Source organism: Streptococcus infantis (assembly GCF_047465185.1).
Lineage (GTDB): Bacteria > Bacillota > Bacilli > Lactobacillales > Streptococcaceae > Streptococcus > Streptococcus infantis_O.
This window is the reverse complement of the sequence record NZ_JASHAJ010000002.1, coordinates 244,023-260,948: the sequence shown is the minus strand read 5'-3', so window position 1 is coordinate 260,948 and position 16,926 is coordinate 244,023. Positions and strand designations below refer to the sequence as shown.

General features: G+C 41.1%; 16 protein-coding genes. 13 read left to right on the top strand and 3 right to left on the bottom strand.

The window, feature by feature from the left end; genetic code table 11:
• Window positions 1–2: 2 nt before the first annotated feature.
• The 10 genes from QM382_RS04750 to tig all read left to right on the top strand — a co-directional run bounded on the left by QM382_RS04750 (window position 3) and on the right by tig (window position 9,464).
• Window positions 3–692: a DNA-binding response regulator gene (locus QM382_RS04750; protein WP_247921842.1), complete on the top strand. Its 690-nt coding sequence runs from the start codon at window positions 3–5 to the stop codon at window positions 690–692.
• Between the two features lie 94 nt (window positions 693–786).
• Entirely contained in the window at window positions 787–1,719 is a 933-nt protein-coding gene (gene cbpF, locus QM382_RS04745) for a choline-binding protein CbpF (RefSeq protein WP_414272627.1), read from the top strand.
• A gap of 122 nt (window positions 1,720–1,841) precedes the next feature.
• Window positions 1,842–2,720: a mevalonate kinase gene (gene mvk / locus QM382_RS04740; protein WP_247921840.1), complete on the top strand. Its 879-nt coding sequence runs from the start codon at window positions 1,842–1,844 to the stop codon at window positions 2,718–2,720.
• Window positions 2,702–3,655 carry a diphosphomevalonate decarboxylase gene (mvaD, locus tag QM382_RS04735; RefSeq protein WP_414272626.1) on the top strand — a complete coding sequence of 318 codons (954 nt, stop codon included), beginning with the start codon at window positions 2,702–2,704 and terminating at the stop codon, window positions 3,653–3,655. The genes mvk and mvaD overlap by 19 nt, the downstream gene beginning before the upstream one ends.
• Window positions 3,642–4,655, top strand: coding sequence for a phosphomevalonate kinase (locus tag QM382_RS04730; RefSeq protein ID WP_414272625.1), 1,014 nt, complete (start codon window positions 3,642–3,644; stop codon window positions 4,653–4,655). The genes mvaD and QM382_RS04730 overlap by 14 nt, the downstream gene beginning before the upstream one ends.
• Window positions 4,633–5,634, top strand: a complete 1,002-nt coding sequence (fni, locus tag QM382_RS04725) for a type 2 isopentenyl-diphosphate Delta-isomerase (protein WP_414272624.1) — start codon at window positions 4,633–4,635, stop codon at window positions 5,632–5,634. The genes QM382_RS04730 and fni overlap by 23 nt, the downstream gene beginning before the upstream one ends.
• Window positions 5,635–5,732: 98 nt before the next feature.
• Window positions 5,733–6,431 carry a cell wall-active antibiotics response protein LiaF gene (gene liaF, locus QM382_RS04720; protein ID WP_414272623.1) on the top strand — a complete coding sequence of 233 codons (699 nt, stop codon included), beginning with the start codon at window positions 5,733–5,735 and terminating at the stop codon, window positions 6,429–6,431.
• Window positions 6,428–7,417: a sensor histidine kinase gene (locus tag QM382_RS04715; protein ID WP_414272622.1), complete on the top strand. Its 990-nt coding sequence runs from the start codon at window positions 6,428–6,430 to the stop codon at window positions 7,415–7,417. The genes liaF and QM382_RS04715 overlap by 4 nt, the downstream gene beginning before the upstream one ends.
• Window positions 7,418–7,435: 18 nt before the next feature.
• Window positions 7,436–8,068, top strand: coding sequence for a response regulator (locus QM382_RS04710; RefSeq protein ID WP_414272621.1), 633 nt, complete (start codon window positions 7,436–7,438; stop codon window positions 8,066–8,068).
• A gap of 112 nt (window positions 8,069–8,180) precedes the next feature.
• Window positions 8,181–9,464: a trigger factor gene (gene tig, locus QM382_RS04705; protein WP_263393952.1), complete on the top strand. Its 1,284-nt coding sequence runs from the start codon at window positions 8,181–8,183 to the stop codon at window positions 9,462–9,464.
• A 45-nt stretch (window positions 9,465–9,509) separates the two neighbouring features.
• Here tig and QM382_RS04700 read toward each other — a convergent pair whose 3' ends face one another.
• The 3 genes from QM382_RS04700 to rnhC form a co-directional block, all read right to left on the bottom strand.
• Window positions 9,510–11,876: an ATP-dependent RecD-like DNA helicase gene (locus tag QM382_RS04700; protein WP_414272620.1), complete on the bottom strand. Its 2,367-nt coding sequence runs from the start codon at window positions 11,874–11,876 to the stop codon at window positions 9,510–9,512.
• Window positions 11,877–11,966: 90 nt separating this feature from the next.
• Entirely contained in the window at window positions 11,967–12,581 is a 615-nt protein-coding gene (gene lepB / locus QM382_RS04695) for a signal peptidase I (protein WP_414272619.1), read from the bottom strand.
• A gap of 4 nt (window positions 12,582–12,585) precedes the next feature.
• Window positions 12,586–13,467, bottom strand: coding sequence for a ribonuclease HIII (gene rnhC / locus QM382_RS04690; protein WP_414272618.1), 882 nt, complete (start codon window positions 13,465–13,467; stop codon window positions 12,586–12,588).
• Window positions 13,468–13,553: 86 nt separating this feature from the next.
• Here rnhC and zapA point away from each other — a divergent pair, with 86 nt between their 5' ends.
• The 3 genes from zapA (at window position 13,554) to QM382_RS04675 (ending at window position 16,847) form a co-directional block, all read left to right on the top strand.
• On the top strand, window positions 13,554–13,856 hold the full coding sequence (zapA, locus tag QM382_RS04685) for a cell division protein ZapA (RefSeq protein ID WP_004252047.1): 303 nt from the start codon (window positions 13,554–13,556) through the stop codon (window positions 13,854–13,856).
• On the top strand, window positions 13,853–14,401 hold the full coding sequence (locus tag QM382_RS04680; RefSeq protein ID WP_049494199.1) for a CvpA family protein: 549 nt from the start codon (window positions 13,853–13,855) through the stop codon (window positions 14,399–14,401). Before zapA ends, QM382_RS04680 begins: the two co-directional genes overlap by 4 nt.
• A gap of 109 nt (window positions 14,402–14,510) precedes the next feature.
• Window positions 14,511–16,847: an endonuclease MutS2 gene (locus tag QM382_RS04675; RefSeq protein WP_414272617.1), complete on the top strand. Its 2,337-nt coding sequence runs from the start codon at window positions 14,511–14,513 to the stop codon at window positions 16,845–16,847.
• Window positions 16,848–16,926: the final 79 nt, after the last annotated feature.

The window sequence follows — 16,926 nt, the reverse complement described above, 5'->3', positions numbered from 1 at the left end:
CCATGGGGAAACGGATTTTATTACTTGAGAAAGAAAGAAATCTAGCTCATTTTTTAAGTCTGGAACTCCAAAAAGAGCAATACCGAGTTGATCAGGTAGAAGAGGGCAAAAATGCTCTTTCCATGGCTCTTCAGACAGACTATGACTTGATTTTACTGAATGCTCATTTAGGGGATATGACAGCCCAGGATTTTGCAGAAAAGCTGAGTCGGACAAAACCAGCTTCAGTGATCATGGTTTTGGACCACCGAGAAGAGTTACAAAACCAACTTGAAACTATCCGGCGTTTTGCTGTTTCATACATCTATAAGCCAGTGATTATAGAAAATTTGGTCGAACGAATTTCAGCCATTTTTCGAGGTCGGGACTTCATTGACCAACATTGTAGTCAGATGAAAGTTCCAACATCCTATCGTAATCTGCATATGGATGTTGAACATCATACTGTCTATCGTGGTGATGAGATGATTGCTTTGACACGCCGGGAATATGATCTTTTAGCGACCCTTATGGGAAGCAAGAAGGTTTTAACTCGTGAGCAATTGTTGGAAAGTGTTTGGAAGTATGAAAGTGCGACCGAAACCAATATCGTGGATGTTTATATCCGTTATCTACGTAGTAAACTTGACGTAAAAGGTCAAAAAAGTTATATCAAAACAGTTCGTGGTGTGGGTTACACCATGCAAGAATAGAAAAGCAGTTGCAGAAATGCAACTGTTTTTTTGAGGATTGTATATATTGACATGTAGTTTAGTCTTTGCTACAATTGTTTTGGAGGAAACACGTATGAATTTTTTGAAAAAAATGATGCAAGTTAGCCTAACAGTCTTTTTCTTTGGTCTGTTAGCAACAAATACAGTATTTGCGGATGATGCTGATTCAGAAGGTTGGCAATTTGTCCAAGAAAATGGTAGAACCTACTACAAGAAGGGGGAACTCAAAGAAACCTACTGGCGAGTGATTGATGGTAAGTACTATTATTTTGATCCTTTATCTGGAGAGATGGTTGTCGGCTGGCAATATATACCTGCTCCACACAAAGGGGTTACGATTGGTTCTTCTCTAAGGCAAGATATTGCTTTTAGACCAGATTGGTTCTACTTTGGTCAAGATGGGGTACTACAAGAATTTGTTGGTAAGCAAGTTTTAGAAGCAAAAACTGCTACAAATACCAACAAACATCATGGGGAACAATATGATAGCTCAGCCGAAAAACGTGTTTATTATTTTACAGATCAGAATAGTTATCACACCTTAAAAACCGGTTGGGTTCATGATGAGGGGCACTGGTATTATTTACAGGAGGATGGTGGCTTTGATTCTCGCATCAACAGATTGACTGTCGGGGAGCTCGCACGTGGTTGGGTCAATGATAACTCAACTTGGTACTATCTGGATCCAGAAACTGGGATCACGCAAACTGGTTGGAAACAATTTGGCAATAAGTGGTACTATCTCCGTTCATCAGGTGCTATGGCAACAGGCTGGTATCAAGAAGGCTCCACTTGGTATTACCTAGATGATCAAAACGGTGATATGAAAACAGGCTGGATTTATGTCGATAATACTTGGTATTACCTCCGTTCGTCAGGAGCTATGGTGACAGGCTGGTTCCAAGTTAATGGTAAATGGTACTATGCCTATAGTTCAGGTGCCTTAGCTGTAAATACCACAGTAGGTGGCTACTACGTCAACTATAATGGTGAATGGGTCCAGTAATGAAAACAAGCGATTGTGAAGGAAACAATCGCTTTTTTTGTGAAAATATAATAAAATAGAAAGGAATAAAGTTCTAAAATTTTATCTAGAAAAAGACGCTTTTCGTCTGATAGAAGGATTAAATGACAAAAGAAGTTGGTGTTGGTCGGGCACATAGTAAAATTATTTTAATAGGAGAGCATGCAGTAGTCTATGGCTATCCAGCCATCTCTTTGCCTCTTTTAGAGGTTGAAGTGACTTGTCGGGTGGTTCCAGCAGCGACACCATGGCGTCTTTTTGAAGAGGACACCTTGTCCATGGCTGTTTATGCTTCTCTCGAGTATCTAAATATCAAAGATGCTTGCATCCGTTGTCAAATTGACTCGGCTATCCCAGAAAAACGGGGGATGGGTTCTTCGGCGGCCATTAGCATTGCAGCCATTCGAGCGGTATTTGGTTATTACCAAGCAGAACTTCCACATGATGTGCTAGAAATCCTAGTCAATCGGGCAGAGATGATTGCTCATATGAATCCTAGCGGATTGGATGCTAAGACCTGTCTTAGTGACCAGCCTATTCGTTTTATCAAGAATGTTGGTTTTGAAGAACTAGCCATGGACTTGTCGGCTTATCTGGTCATTGCAGATACAGGAGTCTATGGACACACTCGTGAAGCTATTCAAGTTGTAGAGAGCAAGGGTAAGGAAGCTTTACCTTTCTTGTATGCACTTGGAGAGTTGACCCAGCAAGCAGAAGAAGCAATAAAGACAAAAGATGCCGTGAAGCTGGGAGAGATTTTAACAAAAGCACATGAGAATCTAAAAGAAATAGGAGTTAGTAGCCTTGAGGCTGATGCCTTGGTTGAAACTGCTCTTCAACATGGTGCTTTAGGTGCTAAGATGAGTGGTGGTGGTTTAGGTGGCTGTATCATAGCCTTAGTAGCCGACTATCACCAAGCTCAAGATTTAGCTGAAAGATTAGAAGAGAAAGGAGCTGTTCAGACATGGATCGAAAGCCTGTAACAGTACGTTCCTATGCCAATATTGCTATTATTAAATATTGGGGAAAGAAAGCAGAAAAAGAGATGGTTCCTGCGACTAGCAGTATCTCTCTGACTTTAGAAAATATGTATACGGAGACGACACTTTCTCCTTTACCAACAGATGCAAAGGCGGATGCCTTTTACATCAATGGTCAGTTGCAAAACGAAGCTGAGCATGACAAGATGAGTAAAATCATTGACCGCTACCGTCCTGAAGGAGCAGGTTTTGTTCGTATCGATACTAAGAACAATATGCCAACAGCAGCAGGCCTTTCTTCAAGTTCCAGTGGTTTATCTGCCTTGGTCAAAGCTTGTAACGCATTTTTCCAACTTGGGCTGAATCGCAGAGAATTGGCCTTGGAAGCTAAGTTTGCATCGGGTTCTTCATCTCGTAGTTTTTATGGCCCCTTGGCAGCCTGGGACAAGGATAGTGGAGAGATCTATCCTGTTGAAACTGACTTGAAACTAGCTATGATTATGTTGGTCTTGGAAGACCAGAAAAAACCAATTTCCAGTCGAGATGGGATGAAACTTTGTGTCGAAACTTCTACGACTTTTGATGAGTGGATTCGTCAATCTGAACAAGATTACAAGGATATGTTAGTCTACCTCAAGGAGAATGACTTTAAGAAAGTTGGAGAATTAACAGAGAAAAACGCCTTGGCTATGCATGCTACGACAAAAACTGCAACTCCATCCTTCTCTTATCTGACAGATGCTAGTTATGAGGCTATGGATTTTATTCGTCAGCTTAGAGAACAAGGAGAATCTTGCTACTTTACCATGGATGCGGGCCCTAATGTCAAGGTTCTTTGCTTGGAAGAGGACTTGGAACATTTATCAGAACTTTTAGGTCAACGCTATCGCTTAATCGTTTCAAAAACAAAGGATTTGAGCCAAGATGACGATTGTTAAAACTTGTGGGAAGCTCTATTGGGCTGGGGAGTATGCCATTTTAGAACCAGGACAGTTGGCGCTAATAAAAGCTATTCCCATCTATATGACGGCTGAGATTAAAGCGTCTAATAATTATCGACTCTACTCAGATATGTTTTCCTATAGTGTAGACTTGCGACCGGATTCTTCATATGCCTTGATTCAAGAAACAGTTGCCTTGGTGGAGGAGTATCTAACTGCCCAAGGAGTTGAACTGCATCCTTTTTCTTTAGAGATTCGTGGGAAAATGGAGCGTGAGGGGAAGAAATTTGGCCTAGGTTCTAGTGGCAGTGTGGTTGTTTTGGTCATCAAGGCCATGCTTGCCTTCTATGAAAGATTAGCTGACAGAGAACTCTTGTTTAAATTGGCGAGTGCTGTACTTCTTAAACGTGGGGACAATGGCTCCATGGGGGACATTGCCTGTATCGTATCAGAAAACCTCGTCCTCTATCAGTCATTTGACCGTGAGAAAGTGGCAGATTGGCTAGAAAAAGAAGATTTGCAGGCTGTATTAGCACGTGACTGGGGCTTTTCTATTAGGAGTGTTGAACCAGCTTTGAAATTTGATTTTCTGGTTGGTTGGACCAAGGAAGTGGCTGTATCAAGTCATATGGTTAAGCAAATAAAGGATAATATGAACTCTAGCTTTTTACAGGCTTCAAAAGAAACAGTAGCTAACTTGGTAAAGGCTTTGGAGGTAGGTCAAGAAGAAACCATTATTGACTTGCTGGAACAAGCCAGCCAACTTTTAGAAGGCTTGAGTTCAGATATTTACACACCTTCGCTCAGGCAATTAAAAAATGCCAGCCAAGACTTGAAAGCTGTTGCTAAGAGCAGTGGTGCTGGTGGTGGAGACTGTGGGATTGCACTTAGCTTTGACCAAGATTCGACCACATTACTGAAAAAACGCTGGGCTGATTTAGGAATTGAGCTCTTGTATCAAGAAAGGATGGGACATGACGACAAATCGGAAGGATGAACACATCCGCTATGCCCTTGAACAAAACAGTACTTATAATAGTTTTGATGAAGTTGAACTGATTCATTCTTCGCTACCCTTATATGACTTAGATGAAATTGATCTTTCGACAGAATTTGCAGGGCGAAAATGGGATTTCCCCTTTTATATCAATGCCATGACGGGTGGAAGCGATAAGGGGAGAGAAATCAATCAAAAGCTGACTCAGGTGGCTGAAGCCTGTGGGATTTTATTTGTAACAGGTTCTTACAGTGCTGCTCTCAAGGATCCTTCAGATGTCTCTTTTTCAGTCAAAACTAGTTACCCTGACCTCCTTCTTGGAACCAATATTGGCTTAGACAAACCTGTAGAACTAGGTCTACAAACAGTAAAAGAGATGAATCCCCTTCTATTACAAGTTCATGTTAATGTCATGCAGGAATTGCTCATGCCAGAAGGTGAGCGTAAATTTAGGTTATGGCAACATAATCTGAAAGATTATGTTGAGCAAATCTCTGTACCGCTTGTTTTAAAAGAAGTCGGCTTTGGCATGGATGTGAAAACCATTGCTAAGGCTTATGAGATGGGAATACGAACCGTTGATTTGTCTGGTCGTGGGGGAACGAGCTTTGCCTATATCGAAAACCGTCGCAGTGGTCAACGTGACTACCTCAATGATTGGGGTCAATCGACCATGCAAGCTCTTCTGAATGCCCAAGACTGGAAAGACAAGATGGAACTTTTGGTTAGTGGAGGAGTTCGCAATCCACTAGATATCATCAAATGCTTAGTGTTTGGAGCCAAGGCAGTTGGTCTATCACGCACTATGTTAGAGCTGGTTGAAAATTACTCTGTTGATGTCGTTATTTCCATTATTGAAAGCTGGAAGGAAGACCTACGCTTGATTATGTGTGCCCTTAATTGTAAAAAAATTGAGGATTTGCAAGAGGTTGACTATCTCTTATATGGAAAATTAAAAGAAGCAAAAGACCAAATGTAAAGAAAGAGGTCGGGATTTTAGTCCCGATCTCTTTATCATTCCTCAGACTGATGTGACTTTTGGGATTTGTGATACAATTAAATGGAGAGGACGGATACATGCGAAAATTTCAAATTTTTCTATTTATTGAAGCTTGTCTATTGACAGGAGCTCTGATTATGATGGTATCAGAGCATTTTTCCCGTTTTCTACTGATCTTGCTCTTGTTTTTACTGCTGATTCGATACTATACTGGAAGACAGGGGAACAATTTTATTTTAGTGGCGGTGAGCATCTTATTTTTCTTTATCATCATGCTCAATCCCTTTGTCATTTTAGCCATCTTTGTGGCCTTGATATACAGCCTGTTTCTGCTTTACCCTATGATGAACCAGGAAAGAGAAGATACCAATCTGGTTTTTGAAGAAGTAGTGACAGTAAAGAAGGAGAAAAATCGCTGGTTTGGGAATCTCCACCACTTCTCAAGCTACCAGACTTGCCGCTTTGATGATATCAATCTTTTTCGTCTCATGGGGAAGGATACCATTCATCTAGAGCACGTGATTTTGAGCAATCATGATAATGTCATCATCTTGAGAAAACTAGTAGGTACGACAAGAATTATCGTACCAGTGGATGTAGAAGTCAGCCTTAGTGTCAATTCTCTGTATGGAGATTTAACCTTCTTTGACCAGCCTAAGCGTGCTTTACGCAATGAACAATTCCATCAAGAAACCAGAGACTATCTCAAGAGTCCTAAGAGTGTTAAGATTTTCTTAACAACCATGGTTGGAGATGTTGAGGTGGTGAGAGGATGAAAAAACAACCCTATATTTTAATTGGACTCACCTCTGTTCTCTTTGTCGCTTTTCTATTTCGAAGTATTTTTAAGGTCTTAGATTTGGAGTGGACTTCTCTTTTCCAAGATATAGAGAAGACAGAAAAAGTCCTATTTCTAGCTTTGATGTTTAGTCTTGCTCTAGCCTTTTTATTAGTCCTATTTTGGACAATGGTTGACGAAATTTCAAGAAGAAGAATCCAAGCAAATCTTAAAAATCTGCTGACTGGTAAAGATATTAAAAGTCTTGGGGATGCCGACTTAGACGCAAGTTTTAAAAATTTATCAGGCAAGCTTGCTTTGTTGACAGAAGCTATTCAAAAAGCAGATAATCAAGTCTTGGTCAAGGAAGAGCAGGTTATTGAAAAGGAGCGCAAGCGAATTGCGCGTGACTTGCACGACACAGTTAGTCAGGAAATTTTTGCGGCCCATATGATGTTATCAGGACTCAGTCAACAAGCTTCCAGATTAGACAAAGAGAAGATGCAGACACAACTCCAGAGTGTCACAGCTATTTTGGAGACAGCCCAAAGAGATTTGCGTATTCTACTCTTGCATTTGCGCCCTATTGAACTGGAACAAAAGAGTCTGGTTGAGGGAATTCAGTTGCTTCTCAAAGAATTGGAAGAAAAAAGTGAACTCAAAGTCAGTTTTAAATATGAGGTAGACGAATTGCCTAAAAAGATTGAGGAGCATGTCTTTCGTATCGTCCAAGAATTGATTAGTAATACTCTCCGTCATGCCCAAGCTTCTTGTCTAGATGTTTATCTTTATCAAACGGAAACTGAATTGCAGTTGAAGGTAGTAGACAATGGTCTCGGTTTTCAGTTAGATGATGTTGATGAACTAAGCTATGGACTACGCAATATCAAAGAACGAGTGGAAGACATGGCAGGGAGCATACAACTATTAACAGCACCGAAGCAGGGTTTGGCAGTGGATATTCGTATACCCTTGCTGGATTGACTAACAAAAGGAAATAAAATGAAACTATTATTAGTGGATGACCACCAAATGGTGCGTCTTGGATTAAAAAGTTATTTTGAACTACAAGATGATGTAGAAGTTGTTGGAGAAGCAACTAATGGAGCCGAAGGGATTTCCATGGCCTTGGAGCTTCGTCCAGATGTGATCGTCATGGATATTGTTATGCCTGAAGTCAACGGAATTGATGCAACTCTAGCTATTCTCAAAGAATGGCCGGAGGCTAAAATTTTGATTGTGACTTCTTATCTAGACAATGAAAAAATCATGCCAGTCTTAAATGCTGGGGCTAAAGGCTATATGCTCAAGACATCAAGTGCCGATGAATTGTTTCATGCTGTTCAAAAGGTGGCAGCTGGAGAAATAGCTATTGAACAAGAGGTGAGCAAGAAGGTCGAATACCACCGCAATCATATGGAACTTCACGAAGAATTAACTGCGCGAGAACGCGATGTCCTTCAACTGATTGCCAAGGGTTATGAAAATCAGCGCATTGCAGATGAGCTCTTTATCTCCCTAAAGACAGTCAAGACCCATGTCTCCAATATCCTAGCCAAACTTGAGGTCAGTGATCGTACCCAGGCAGCAGTTTATGCTTTTCAACATCATTTGGTGGCTTCTGATGAATTTTAAGGGATATAGGATGTAACTGAAGCATGGACGAAAAGCGCATCCATTACTTGAAAAAGTTCGCTACTATATGGTATAATGGACTGTATTAAAAATTTTAAGGAGAAATGACAGAATGTCTGTATCATTTGAAAACAAAGAAACAAACCGTGGTGTCTTGACTTTCACTATCTCTCAAGACCAAATCAAACCAGAATTGGACCGTGTATTTAACTCAGTAAAGAAAACTCTTAACGTTCCAGGTTTCCGCAAAGGTCACCTTCCACGTCCTATCTTCGACCAAAAATTTGGTGAAGAAGCACTTTACCAAGATGCAATGAACGCTCTTTTGCCAGACGCTTATGAAGCAGCTGTTAAAGAAGCTGGTCTTGAAGTAGTTGCTCAACCAAAAATTGACGTAACTTCTATGGAAAAAGGTCAAGATTGGGTTATCACTGCTGAAGTTGTTACAAAACCTGAAGTAAAATTGGGTGAATACAAAAACCTTGAAGTATCAGTTGATGTAGATAAAGAAGTAACTGACGCTGATGTTGAAGAGCGTATCGAACGTGAACGCAACAACTTGGCTGAATTGGTGATCAAAGAAGGTGCTGCTGAAAACGGCGACACTGTTGTTATCGACTTTGTTGGTTCTATCGACGGTGTTGAATTTGACGGCGGAAAAGGTGAAAACTTCTCACTTGGACTTGGTTCAGGTCAATTCATCCCTGGTTTCGAAGACCAATTAGTTGGACATTCAGCTGGTGAAACTGTTGACGTTATCGTAACATTCCCAGAAGACTACCAAGCAGAAGACCTTGCTGGTAAAGAAGCTAAATTCGTAACAACTATCCACGAAGTTAAAGCTAAAGAAGTTCCAGCTCTTGACGATGAACTTGCAAAAGATATCGATGAAGAAGTTGAAACACTTGCTGAATTGAAAGAAAAATACCGCAAGGAATTGGCTGCTGCTAAAGAAGAAGCATACAAAGATGCCGTTGAAGGTGCAGCAATTGATAAAGCTGTAGAAAACGCTGAAATCGTAGAACTTCCAGAAGAAATGATCCACGAAGAAGTTCACCGTTCAGTAAACGAATTCCTAGGAAACTTGCAACGTCAAGGTATCAACCCAGACATGTATTTCCAAATCACTGGAACTACTCAAGAAGACCTTCACAAACAATACGAAGCAGAAGCTGAGTCACGCACGAAGACAAACCTTGTTATCGAAGCAGTTGCGAAAGCTGAAGGATTTGACGCTACTGAAGAAGAAATCCAAAAAGAAATCGAGCAATTGGCTGCAGATTACAACATGGAAGTTGCCCAAGTACAAAGCTTGCTTTCAGCTGACATGTTGAAACACGATATCACAATCAAAAAAGCTGTTGAATTGATCACAAGCACTGCAACAGTAAAATAATCTGAAAAGATAAAAAACCACCAGATTCGGTGGTTTTTTTGTGCTTTATTTTCCGAAAAACTCATCAAGGTCATCGTGGCTAATCCCAATCATAGCTGGAATATTAGACCAGTTTTCTTCGGTTAGGATGTAAGATTGATGAGGGGCCGTCGGTTCTGTGATTTCGAGAACAGGCTCGTTTCGTTCCTCAGAACTTTCAGTTAAGTCACTGAAACGTTCAATCAGATAGGTTTTACGAGCTGTTCCGATATGTTTGGTCGCATAGTCAAAGGCTTGAAGTTCACCGAGTAGGATGAGTTTGCTTTTGGCCCGAGTAATAGCAGTGTAGATGAGATTACGCTCCAGCATGCGCTTGCTAGCACTAGTAATTGGAAGAATCACAACTGGAAACTCGCTCCCTTGTGACTTATGGATACTCATGGCATAGGCAAGACGGATCTTGTACCATTCATTTCGAGGATAGGAAACCTCGTTTCCATCAAAATCAATCATCATTTCATCCTGTTTGGACTCGGTGTATTTAGCAGGGATGAGGTCCGTAATGTAGCCTAGGTCTCCGTTAAAAACATTGACTTCTGCATCGTTGACCAGATGAATGACCTTATCTCCCGTACGATACTGAAATTGGCTTGCTTCAAAACTAATTTGTCCCTTTTGAAGAGGATTAAGTAGTTCTTGCATGAGTTGATTGATGGCATCGATTCCTGCTGCACCACGATACATAGGAGCAAGAACTTGGATGTCTCGAGCAGGGATACCACTTCTAATGGCTGCGTCTAGGATTTTTTCAATGGTAGCTGGGATATGATTACTGGCGATTTCAAAGTAGGAACGGTCTGCTTTTTTCTTGGTGAAATCTGCAGGCAAAATTCCCTGACGAATCTGACTAGCAAGGGTGACAATGGTTGATTCTTCGCTCTGACGATATATTCGTTCCAATCTCGTCTGCGGGATACTTGGAATCTGGAGTAAGTCAGCCAGAACTTGACCAGGGCTAACCGATGGCAACTGGTCACTATCTCCAACGATGAGAATTTTACTATTAGAGGAGATGTTTGAGAAGAGTTGATTGGCTAACCAGGTATCTACCATGGAAAACTCATCTACGATGATAAAGTCAGCATCTAGATAATCTTCCAAATGGCTAGTGTCGTCGTCTCCAGTCATCCCCAAGTGGCGGTGAATGGTTGCACTAGGCAAGCCTGTCAGTTCATTCATACGACGCGCTGCACGACCAGTGGGAGCAGCTAGGAGAATCGGTAGACTACTTTTCTTTTTAAGGTCCAGTCCCTCTAATAGAGCATAGACAGCAATAATCCCATTGATAACAGTGGTTTTACCCGTACCAGGTCCACCTGTCAGGATAAAGACCTTGTTTTTGATAGCATCGCAGATGGCCTGTTTTTGAATGGTATCGTATTGAATGCCTAATTCTTCCTCAACCGTTGCGATATGCTCCTGGATAGTTTTTATTTCGTGTTTATTGGGGTCTTCTTTTTCAAGAATACGAATGAGGTGATTGTGAATTCCTTCTTCAGCGAAAAAGAGACTGTTGTCAAAGATTTTCGTATCAACCTGCTGAACTTTTTCTTCTTCAATGAGATTGGATAATTCTTGTGCAAGTTGACTGGGTTCTAATTCCACAGGTCGTGAGGATTCAAGTAGGGTTAGAGTCTTTTCTAATAGATCTCTGGCTTCAACATAAGTATCTCCACTTTCCATACATGCATTTAGAAGGCTATGAACAAGGCCAGCTCGAAAGCGTTCAGGTGCCTGACTTTCAATCCCCAATTCCTGCGCCAATTGGTCAGCGATGGTAAAGCCCAAACCCTTGATATCTTCTACCAACTGATAAGGATAATTTTCAACGATATCGATGGTTTCCTCTTTATAGGTATCCTGGATTTGAATAGCTAATTTATTAGGAATCCCGTAGTTTGCAAGCTTGGCCAAAACCATTTCAGTTCCGTAGTTGAGACGAAGTGTAGAAACGAAGGCCTCACGACTTTTAGAAGATAGTCCTGAGATGGTTTCGAGTTTCTCAGGATGCTCCAGGATTTCATCAATGGTATTTTCTCCATAGAGTTCCACAATCTTTTGGGCAGTTTTGAGACCAATCCCTTTGAAATGGCTACTTGAAAAATACTTGACTAAACCTTTACTAGTTGGCTTCGCTCGTTCGTAACGAGTCATTTGGAGTTGTTCCCCGTATTTGGAGTGTTGAACAATCTGCCCCCAAAAAGTGTATTCCTCTCCCTCAATGACATCAGCCATGGTCCCTGTAACAATGATTTCAAAATCATCAAAGTTTTCGGCATTGGTATCATCGATATCTAAAAGGAGAATACGGTAAAAGTTGCTGATATTTTCAAAAATAATACGTTCAATCGTACCTGTAAAATAAACTTCCATATAATTCCTTTACATTCATGAATGAGAGCAAATCATTCAGAATAGAATGAGAAGAGGCTGAGATTTAGATTTCTCGGCCTCTTAGTGTTCTTAAACTGTTCCAATACGTTTGAGTGGCCAGAAGCGGAATTTAGCCTCTCCGATGATATCTTTTGCTTTAAAGGTACCAACATGTCGACTATCGCTAGATACTAGACGGTCATCACCAAGTAGGAGGTATTGTCCCCCTGGGACAGTGAAGGTGAAACTAGTATTGAAATTAACATCTAAGGTAAAGGCCTCAGCTTTTTCAGCAAGGCTTCTGAAGTACTCACCTTTTTTTCCATCCCAGCTATCTCCAGCATAGGTAGATTGGAGTTTATCCTCTTTAAAGCGTTTGAGATACTCTGCTAGATAAGGTTCATCGGTTTCTTGTCCGTTGATATAAAGCTTATCATTTTCATAACGAATGGTATCACCTGGCAATCCGATTACCCGTTTCACAATATCTTTATTCCCTTCATCCTCATGAGCGACAACTATATCAAAGCGATCGATAGGGAGATGTTTGACAACGAAGAGAATTTCTCCATCAGCTAGAGTAGGGTCCATAGAGTGTCCTTCTACACGAACATTGCTCCAGAGAAAGAGACGGCTGAGACCTACTAATGCAATAATCAGGAAGAAAATTCCCCACTCTTTTAAAAATATTTTAAAATAATTCATACTTTTACCTTTCTAGAAGTTGCTTGGCTTTTTCAGTGTTTTTAAAATGAAGTTTGGCGCAGAAGTTGAGGCCTTTCATTCCATAAGCTTGCAAAATTTGATTGGCTACCTTGTCAGAAGCAGCACCAGCCCCACTCGGAAGTTGGTATCCCAGCTCTCGTCCTAGGTTTTCAAGATTTTCTAGGAAGAGATCACGCGCAATGATAGAGCTAACTGCGACGGCTAGGTACTTGCCCTCAGCTTTTTCCTCTAGCGTGATTGGATTGGGAAAATGGTTGGCTTCATTTTTTAGATACTTTTCATAATTTTGTGAACTGGTAAAGGCATCGATAACAATTTTTTCAGGCTGAACTCCCTTTTGAAGAAGGAGAAAAATGGCCTGATTATGCAGAGCTACTTTGACGGAAACGGCATTGTAGCGCTCACCAATGACTTCGTTATACTTACTCGGAGAAAGTAGGAGTGCTTGATGTTGGATTTTTTCCTTCAGAAGTGGAGCAAGCTGACGAATCTTTTGGTCAGTCAGTGTTTTGGAATCCCCAACTCCGAGTTTTCTTAAAAAGTCATGCTGATCAGGAGTTACAAATGACGCTACTACAGCCAGACCACCGAAGTAAGAACCATTTCCGACTTCATCTGTTCCGATTAAGGGGAAATTTTGCCCGCTAGTAACTTGCGTTACTTGATAACCAAAAAAGCTGGCATAGCTTTCAGCGGCTTCTCCCTGCAAAAGGACTTTCCCAGATGTATAGACAGAAACACTGGCTTGAGGAAGCTTTAAAAAGTAGCGAATATATGGATTTTTACTTGGAGCGAGGGCTTGTTCATGCTTTAGAACAAAAGCTTGAATGTCATTTTCACTCGGTGTTAATGTGATACTTGCCATAGTCTCTATTGTACCATAAAAGCAGTAGAATTGGTTAAAACTGACAAACTTAGTGAAATTTGGTATAATATCGTGAGGTGAATTTTATGGCAAATTTAAATCGATTCAAGTTTACATTTGGGAAAAAAACATTAACGCTGACAACTGAGCATGATAATCTTTTCATGGAGGAGATTGCTAAAGTTGCAACGGAAAAATATGAAGCAATCAAAGAACAAATGCCTGGAGCTGATGATGAGACAGTGGCGATTCTCTTAGCAGTCAACTGCTTGTCAACCCAGCTTAGCCGTGAGATTGAGTTTGATGATAAGGAGCAAGAGTTAGAATCGCTCCGTTATAAAGTGGTCGCTGCTAAACAAGAGCAGAGTAAGATTGAGGATTCCCTATGATTTCCATTCTACTCTTATTAATCCTTGCTTGGAGCTTTTATATTGGCTACCGCAGAGGAATTATTTTGCAAGCATATTATCTTGTAGCAACGATTGTCTCTGCTTATTTTGCAAGCAAATATTACCTAGCTTTAGGGCAGAAGTTCAATTTATTAATCCCTTATGCTAATCCGCAGGAAGGACAGGGAACTTTCTTTTTCCCATCCAATCAACTTTTCCAACTAGACAAGGTTTTTTATGCAGGTGTCGGCTTCCTCTTAGCCTTTACGATTTTTTACTGTATCGGCCGTTTGCTTGGTCTTTTTCTAAACCTAGTACCAAGTGAGATACTTGATGGGAAATACTACCGTATCGGCGCGGGTGTGCTATCAGTCGGTGTGACCTTGTTTGTCCTCCAGATGATGCTAACGATTCTCGCGACTGTGCCATTACAAATTGTTCAAAATTCACTTGAAAATAGCTTTGTAGCTAGACATATCATCCAAAGCATTCCATTCACAACTAATTTTATTAAACAGCTTTGGGTTACTAAAATAATCGGTTAAAAAGGGCGGGAACTATTCCTAGCCTTTTGTTTACAATTTCGAAAAGTAAGAGATTGATTTAAAGAGTTGAAAATAAGAAAAGCCATAACTTTTATACTAAGGAAATAAGATGAATACAAAAATACTAGAAACGTTAGAATTTAACAAGGTCAAGGCTTTATTTGAACCTCATCTTTTGACGGAACAAGGACTAGAACAGTTAAAAGAGCTAGTCCCAACAGATAAAGCTGATAAAATTAGACAGGCCTTTGCAGAAATGAAGGAGATGCAAGAACTCTTTGTTGAGCATCCTCATTTCAGCATTTCGGCAATAAAAGATATTGCGGCTACCTGCAAACGTTTGGAGATGGGTGCTGATCTCAACATAGAGGAATTTCTCCTTCTCAAACGTGTCATATTTGCCAGCCGTGAACTAAAAGACTTCTATGACAATCTTGAAAATGTACGCTTGGACCACTTGGCAAATTGGTTTGAGAAACTTCATGATTTCCCACATCTACAGGGCAATCTCCAGGCCATCAATGAAGCTGGATTTATTGAGAATTTTGCTAGTGAGGAACTAGCACGAATCCGTCATAAAATCCATGATAGCGAGAGCCAAGTTCGTGACGTCTTGCAAGACCTTCTCAAACAAAAGGCTCAGATGTTGACTGAAGGCATCATCGCTAGTCGAAATGGTCGCCAGGTTCTTCCTGTCAAAAACACCTATCGTAATAAGATTGCCGGTGTGGTTCATGATATTTCTGCCAGCGGGAACACTGTCTATATCGAACCGCGTGAAGTGGTCAAGCTGAGTGAGGAAATCGCCAGTCTTCGTGCAGACGAGCGCTATGAAATAATGCGTATCCTGCAAGAACTCTCTGAGCGAGTGCGACCTCATGCGGCTGAAATTGCTAATGATGCATGGATTATTGGGCATTTGGACTTGATTCGGGCTAAGGTTCGCTTTATCCAAGAGACAGGAGCAGTAGTGCCACAAGTCTCTGAAGGACAGGAGATTCAACTCCTTCATGTTCGTCATCCCTTGGTGCAAAATGCTGTTGCTAATGATGTATACTTTGGTAAGGATTTAACAGCCATCGTCATTACTGGTCCCAATACGGGTGGTAAGACCATTATGCTCAAAACCTTAGGTTTGACGCAATTGATGGCCCAGTCAGGTTTGCCGATTTTGGCGGATAAGGGAAGTCGTGTGGGGATTTTTGAGGAGGTCTTTGCGGATATCGGAGACGAACAATCCATCGAACAAAGTCTTTCAACCTTCTCTAGTCACATGACCAATATCGTTGATATTCTTGGTAAGGTCAATCAAAACTCGCTCTTGTTACTAGATGAGCTTGGAGCAGGAACAGACCCCCAAGAAGGTGCAGCCCTTGCTATGTCTATCCTAGAAGACTTGCGTTTGCGTCAGGTCAAGACTATGGCAACCACTCACTATCCTGAACTCAAGGCCTACGGAATTGAAACTGCCTATGTTCAAAATGCCAGCATGGAGTTTGATACAGCTAGCTTGCGCCCAACCTATCGCTTTATGCAAGGCGTACCTGGTCGAAGCAACGCCTTTGAGATTGCTAAACGTCTCGGCTTGTCAGATGTCATTGTAGGCGATGCTAGCAAGCAGATTAATCAAGACAATGATGTCAATCGTATTATTGAGCAATTGGAAGAGCAGACGCTTGAAAGCCGTAAACGTCTTGAGAATATTCGCCAGGTCGAGCAAGAAAACCTCAAGATGAACCGTGCGCTTAAAAAACTCTACAATGAGCTCAATCGTGAGAAGGAAACAGAACTCAATAAGGCGCGTGAGCAAGCTGCGGAGATTGTTGAATTGGCTCTAGTTGAGAGTGATGATATTCTTAAAAATCTTCACAGTAAATCTCAACTAAAACCACATGAAATTATCGAAGCCAAGGCCAAACTCAAGAAGTTAGCACCTGAAAAAGTAGATCTTTCTAAAAACAAGGTCCTCCAAAAGGCTAAGAAAAAACGAGCTCCAAAAGTTGGGGATGATATCATCGTTTTAAGCTATGGTCAACGAGGTACCTTGACCAATCAACTCAAGGATGGTCGCTGGGAAGCTCAAGTTGGCTTGATTAAGATGACCCTTGAAGAAAAAGAGTTTGACTTGGTTCAGGCTCAGCAAGAAGTACCAGTCAAGAAAAAACAAGTCAACGTTGTCAAACGGGCAGGTGGTAAAGGACCACAGGCTCGATTAGACCTTCGTGGCAAACGCTATGAGGAAGCTATGGAAGCCTTGGATGCCTTTATCGACCAAGCCCTACTCAACAACATGGCCCAAGTGGACATCATCCATGGTATCGGTACAGGAGTCATCCGTGAAGGAGTAACCAAATATCTCCAAAGAAACAAGCAAGTCAAGAGCTTTGGCTATGCGCCGCAAAATGCAGGTGGTTCTGGAGCGACTATCGTTACCTTTAAAGGCTAACCAAGCTATAGAATGAAATGTCAAAAGAGTACTTATCAAGTGATAGGTTCTTTTTTGATGAATTTATTTTAATCATTAT

Excerpts from the sequence above, each read along its gene's own strand:
- QM382_RS04750 (WP_247921842.1), top strand. The coding sequence starts at position 3 with ATGGGGAAACGGATTTTATTACTTGAGAAAGAAAGAAATCTAGCTCAT.
- cbpF (WP_414272627.1), top strand. The coding sequence starts at position 787 with ATGAATTTTTTGAAAAAAATGATGCAAGTTAGCCTAACAGTCTTTTTC.
- mvk (WP_247921840.1), top strand. The coding sequence starts at position 1,842 with ATGACAAAAGAAGTTGGTGTTGGTCGGGCACATAGTAAAATTATTTTA.
- mvaD (WP_414272626.1), top strand. The coding sequence starts at position 2,702 with ATGGATCGAAAGCCTGTAACAGTACGTTCCTATGCCAATATTGCTATT.
- QM382_RS04730 (WP_414272625.1), top strand. The coding sequence starts at position 3,642 with ATGACGATTGTTAAAACTTGTGGGAAGCTCTATTGGGCTGGGGAGTAT.
- fni (WP_414272624.1), top strand. The coding sequence starts at position 4,633 with ATGACGACAAATCGGAAGGATGAACACATCCGCTATGCCCTTGAACAA.
- liaF (WP_414272623.1), top strand. The coding sequence starts at position 5,733 with ATGCGAAAATTTCAAATTTTTCTATTTATTGAAGCTTGTCTATTGACA.
- QM382_RS04715 (WP_414272622.1), top strand. The coding sequence starts at position 6,428 with ATGAAAAAACAACCCTATATTTTAATTGGACTCACCTCTGTTCTCTTT.
- QM382_RS04710 (WP_414272621.1), top strand. The coding sequence starts at position 7,436 with ATGAAACTATTATTAGTGGATGACCACCAAATGGTGCGTCTTGGATTA.
- tig (WP_263393952.1), top strand. The coding sequence starts at position 8,181 with ATGTCTGTATCATTTGAAAACAAAGAAACAAACCGTGGTGTCTTGACT.
- QM382_RS04700 (WP_414272620.1), bottom strand. The coding sequence starts at position 11,876 with ATGGAAGTTTATTTTACAGGTACGATTGAACGTATTATTTTTGAAAAT.
- lepB (WP_414272619.1), bottom strand. The coding sequence starts at position 12,581 with ATGAATTATTTTAAAATATTTTTAAAAGAGTGGGGAATTTTCTTCCTG.
- rnhC (WP_414272618.1), bottom strand. The coding sequence starts at position 13,467 with ATGGCAAGTATCACATTAACACCGAGTGAAAATGACATTCAAGCTTTT.
- zapA (WP_004252047.1), top strand. The coding sequence starts at position 13,554 with ATGGCAAATTTAAATCGATTCAAGTTTACATTTGGGAAAAAAACATTA.
- QM382_RS04680 (WP_049494199.1), top strand. The coding sequence starts at position 13,853 with ATGATTTCCATTCTACTCTTATTAATCCTTGCTTGGAGCTTTTATATT.
- QM382_RS04675 (WP_414272617.1), top strand. The coding sequence starts at position 14,511 with ATGAATACAAAAATACTAGAAACGTTAGAATTTAACAAGGTCAAGGCT.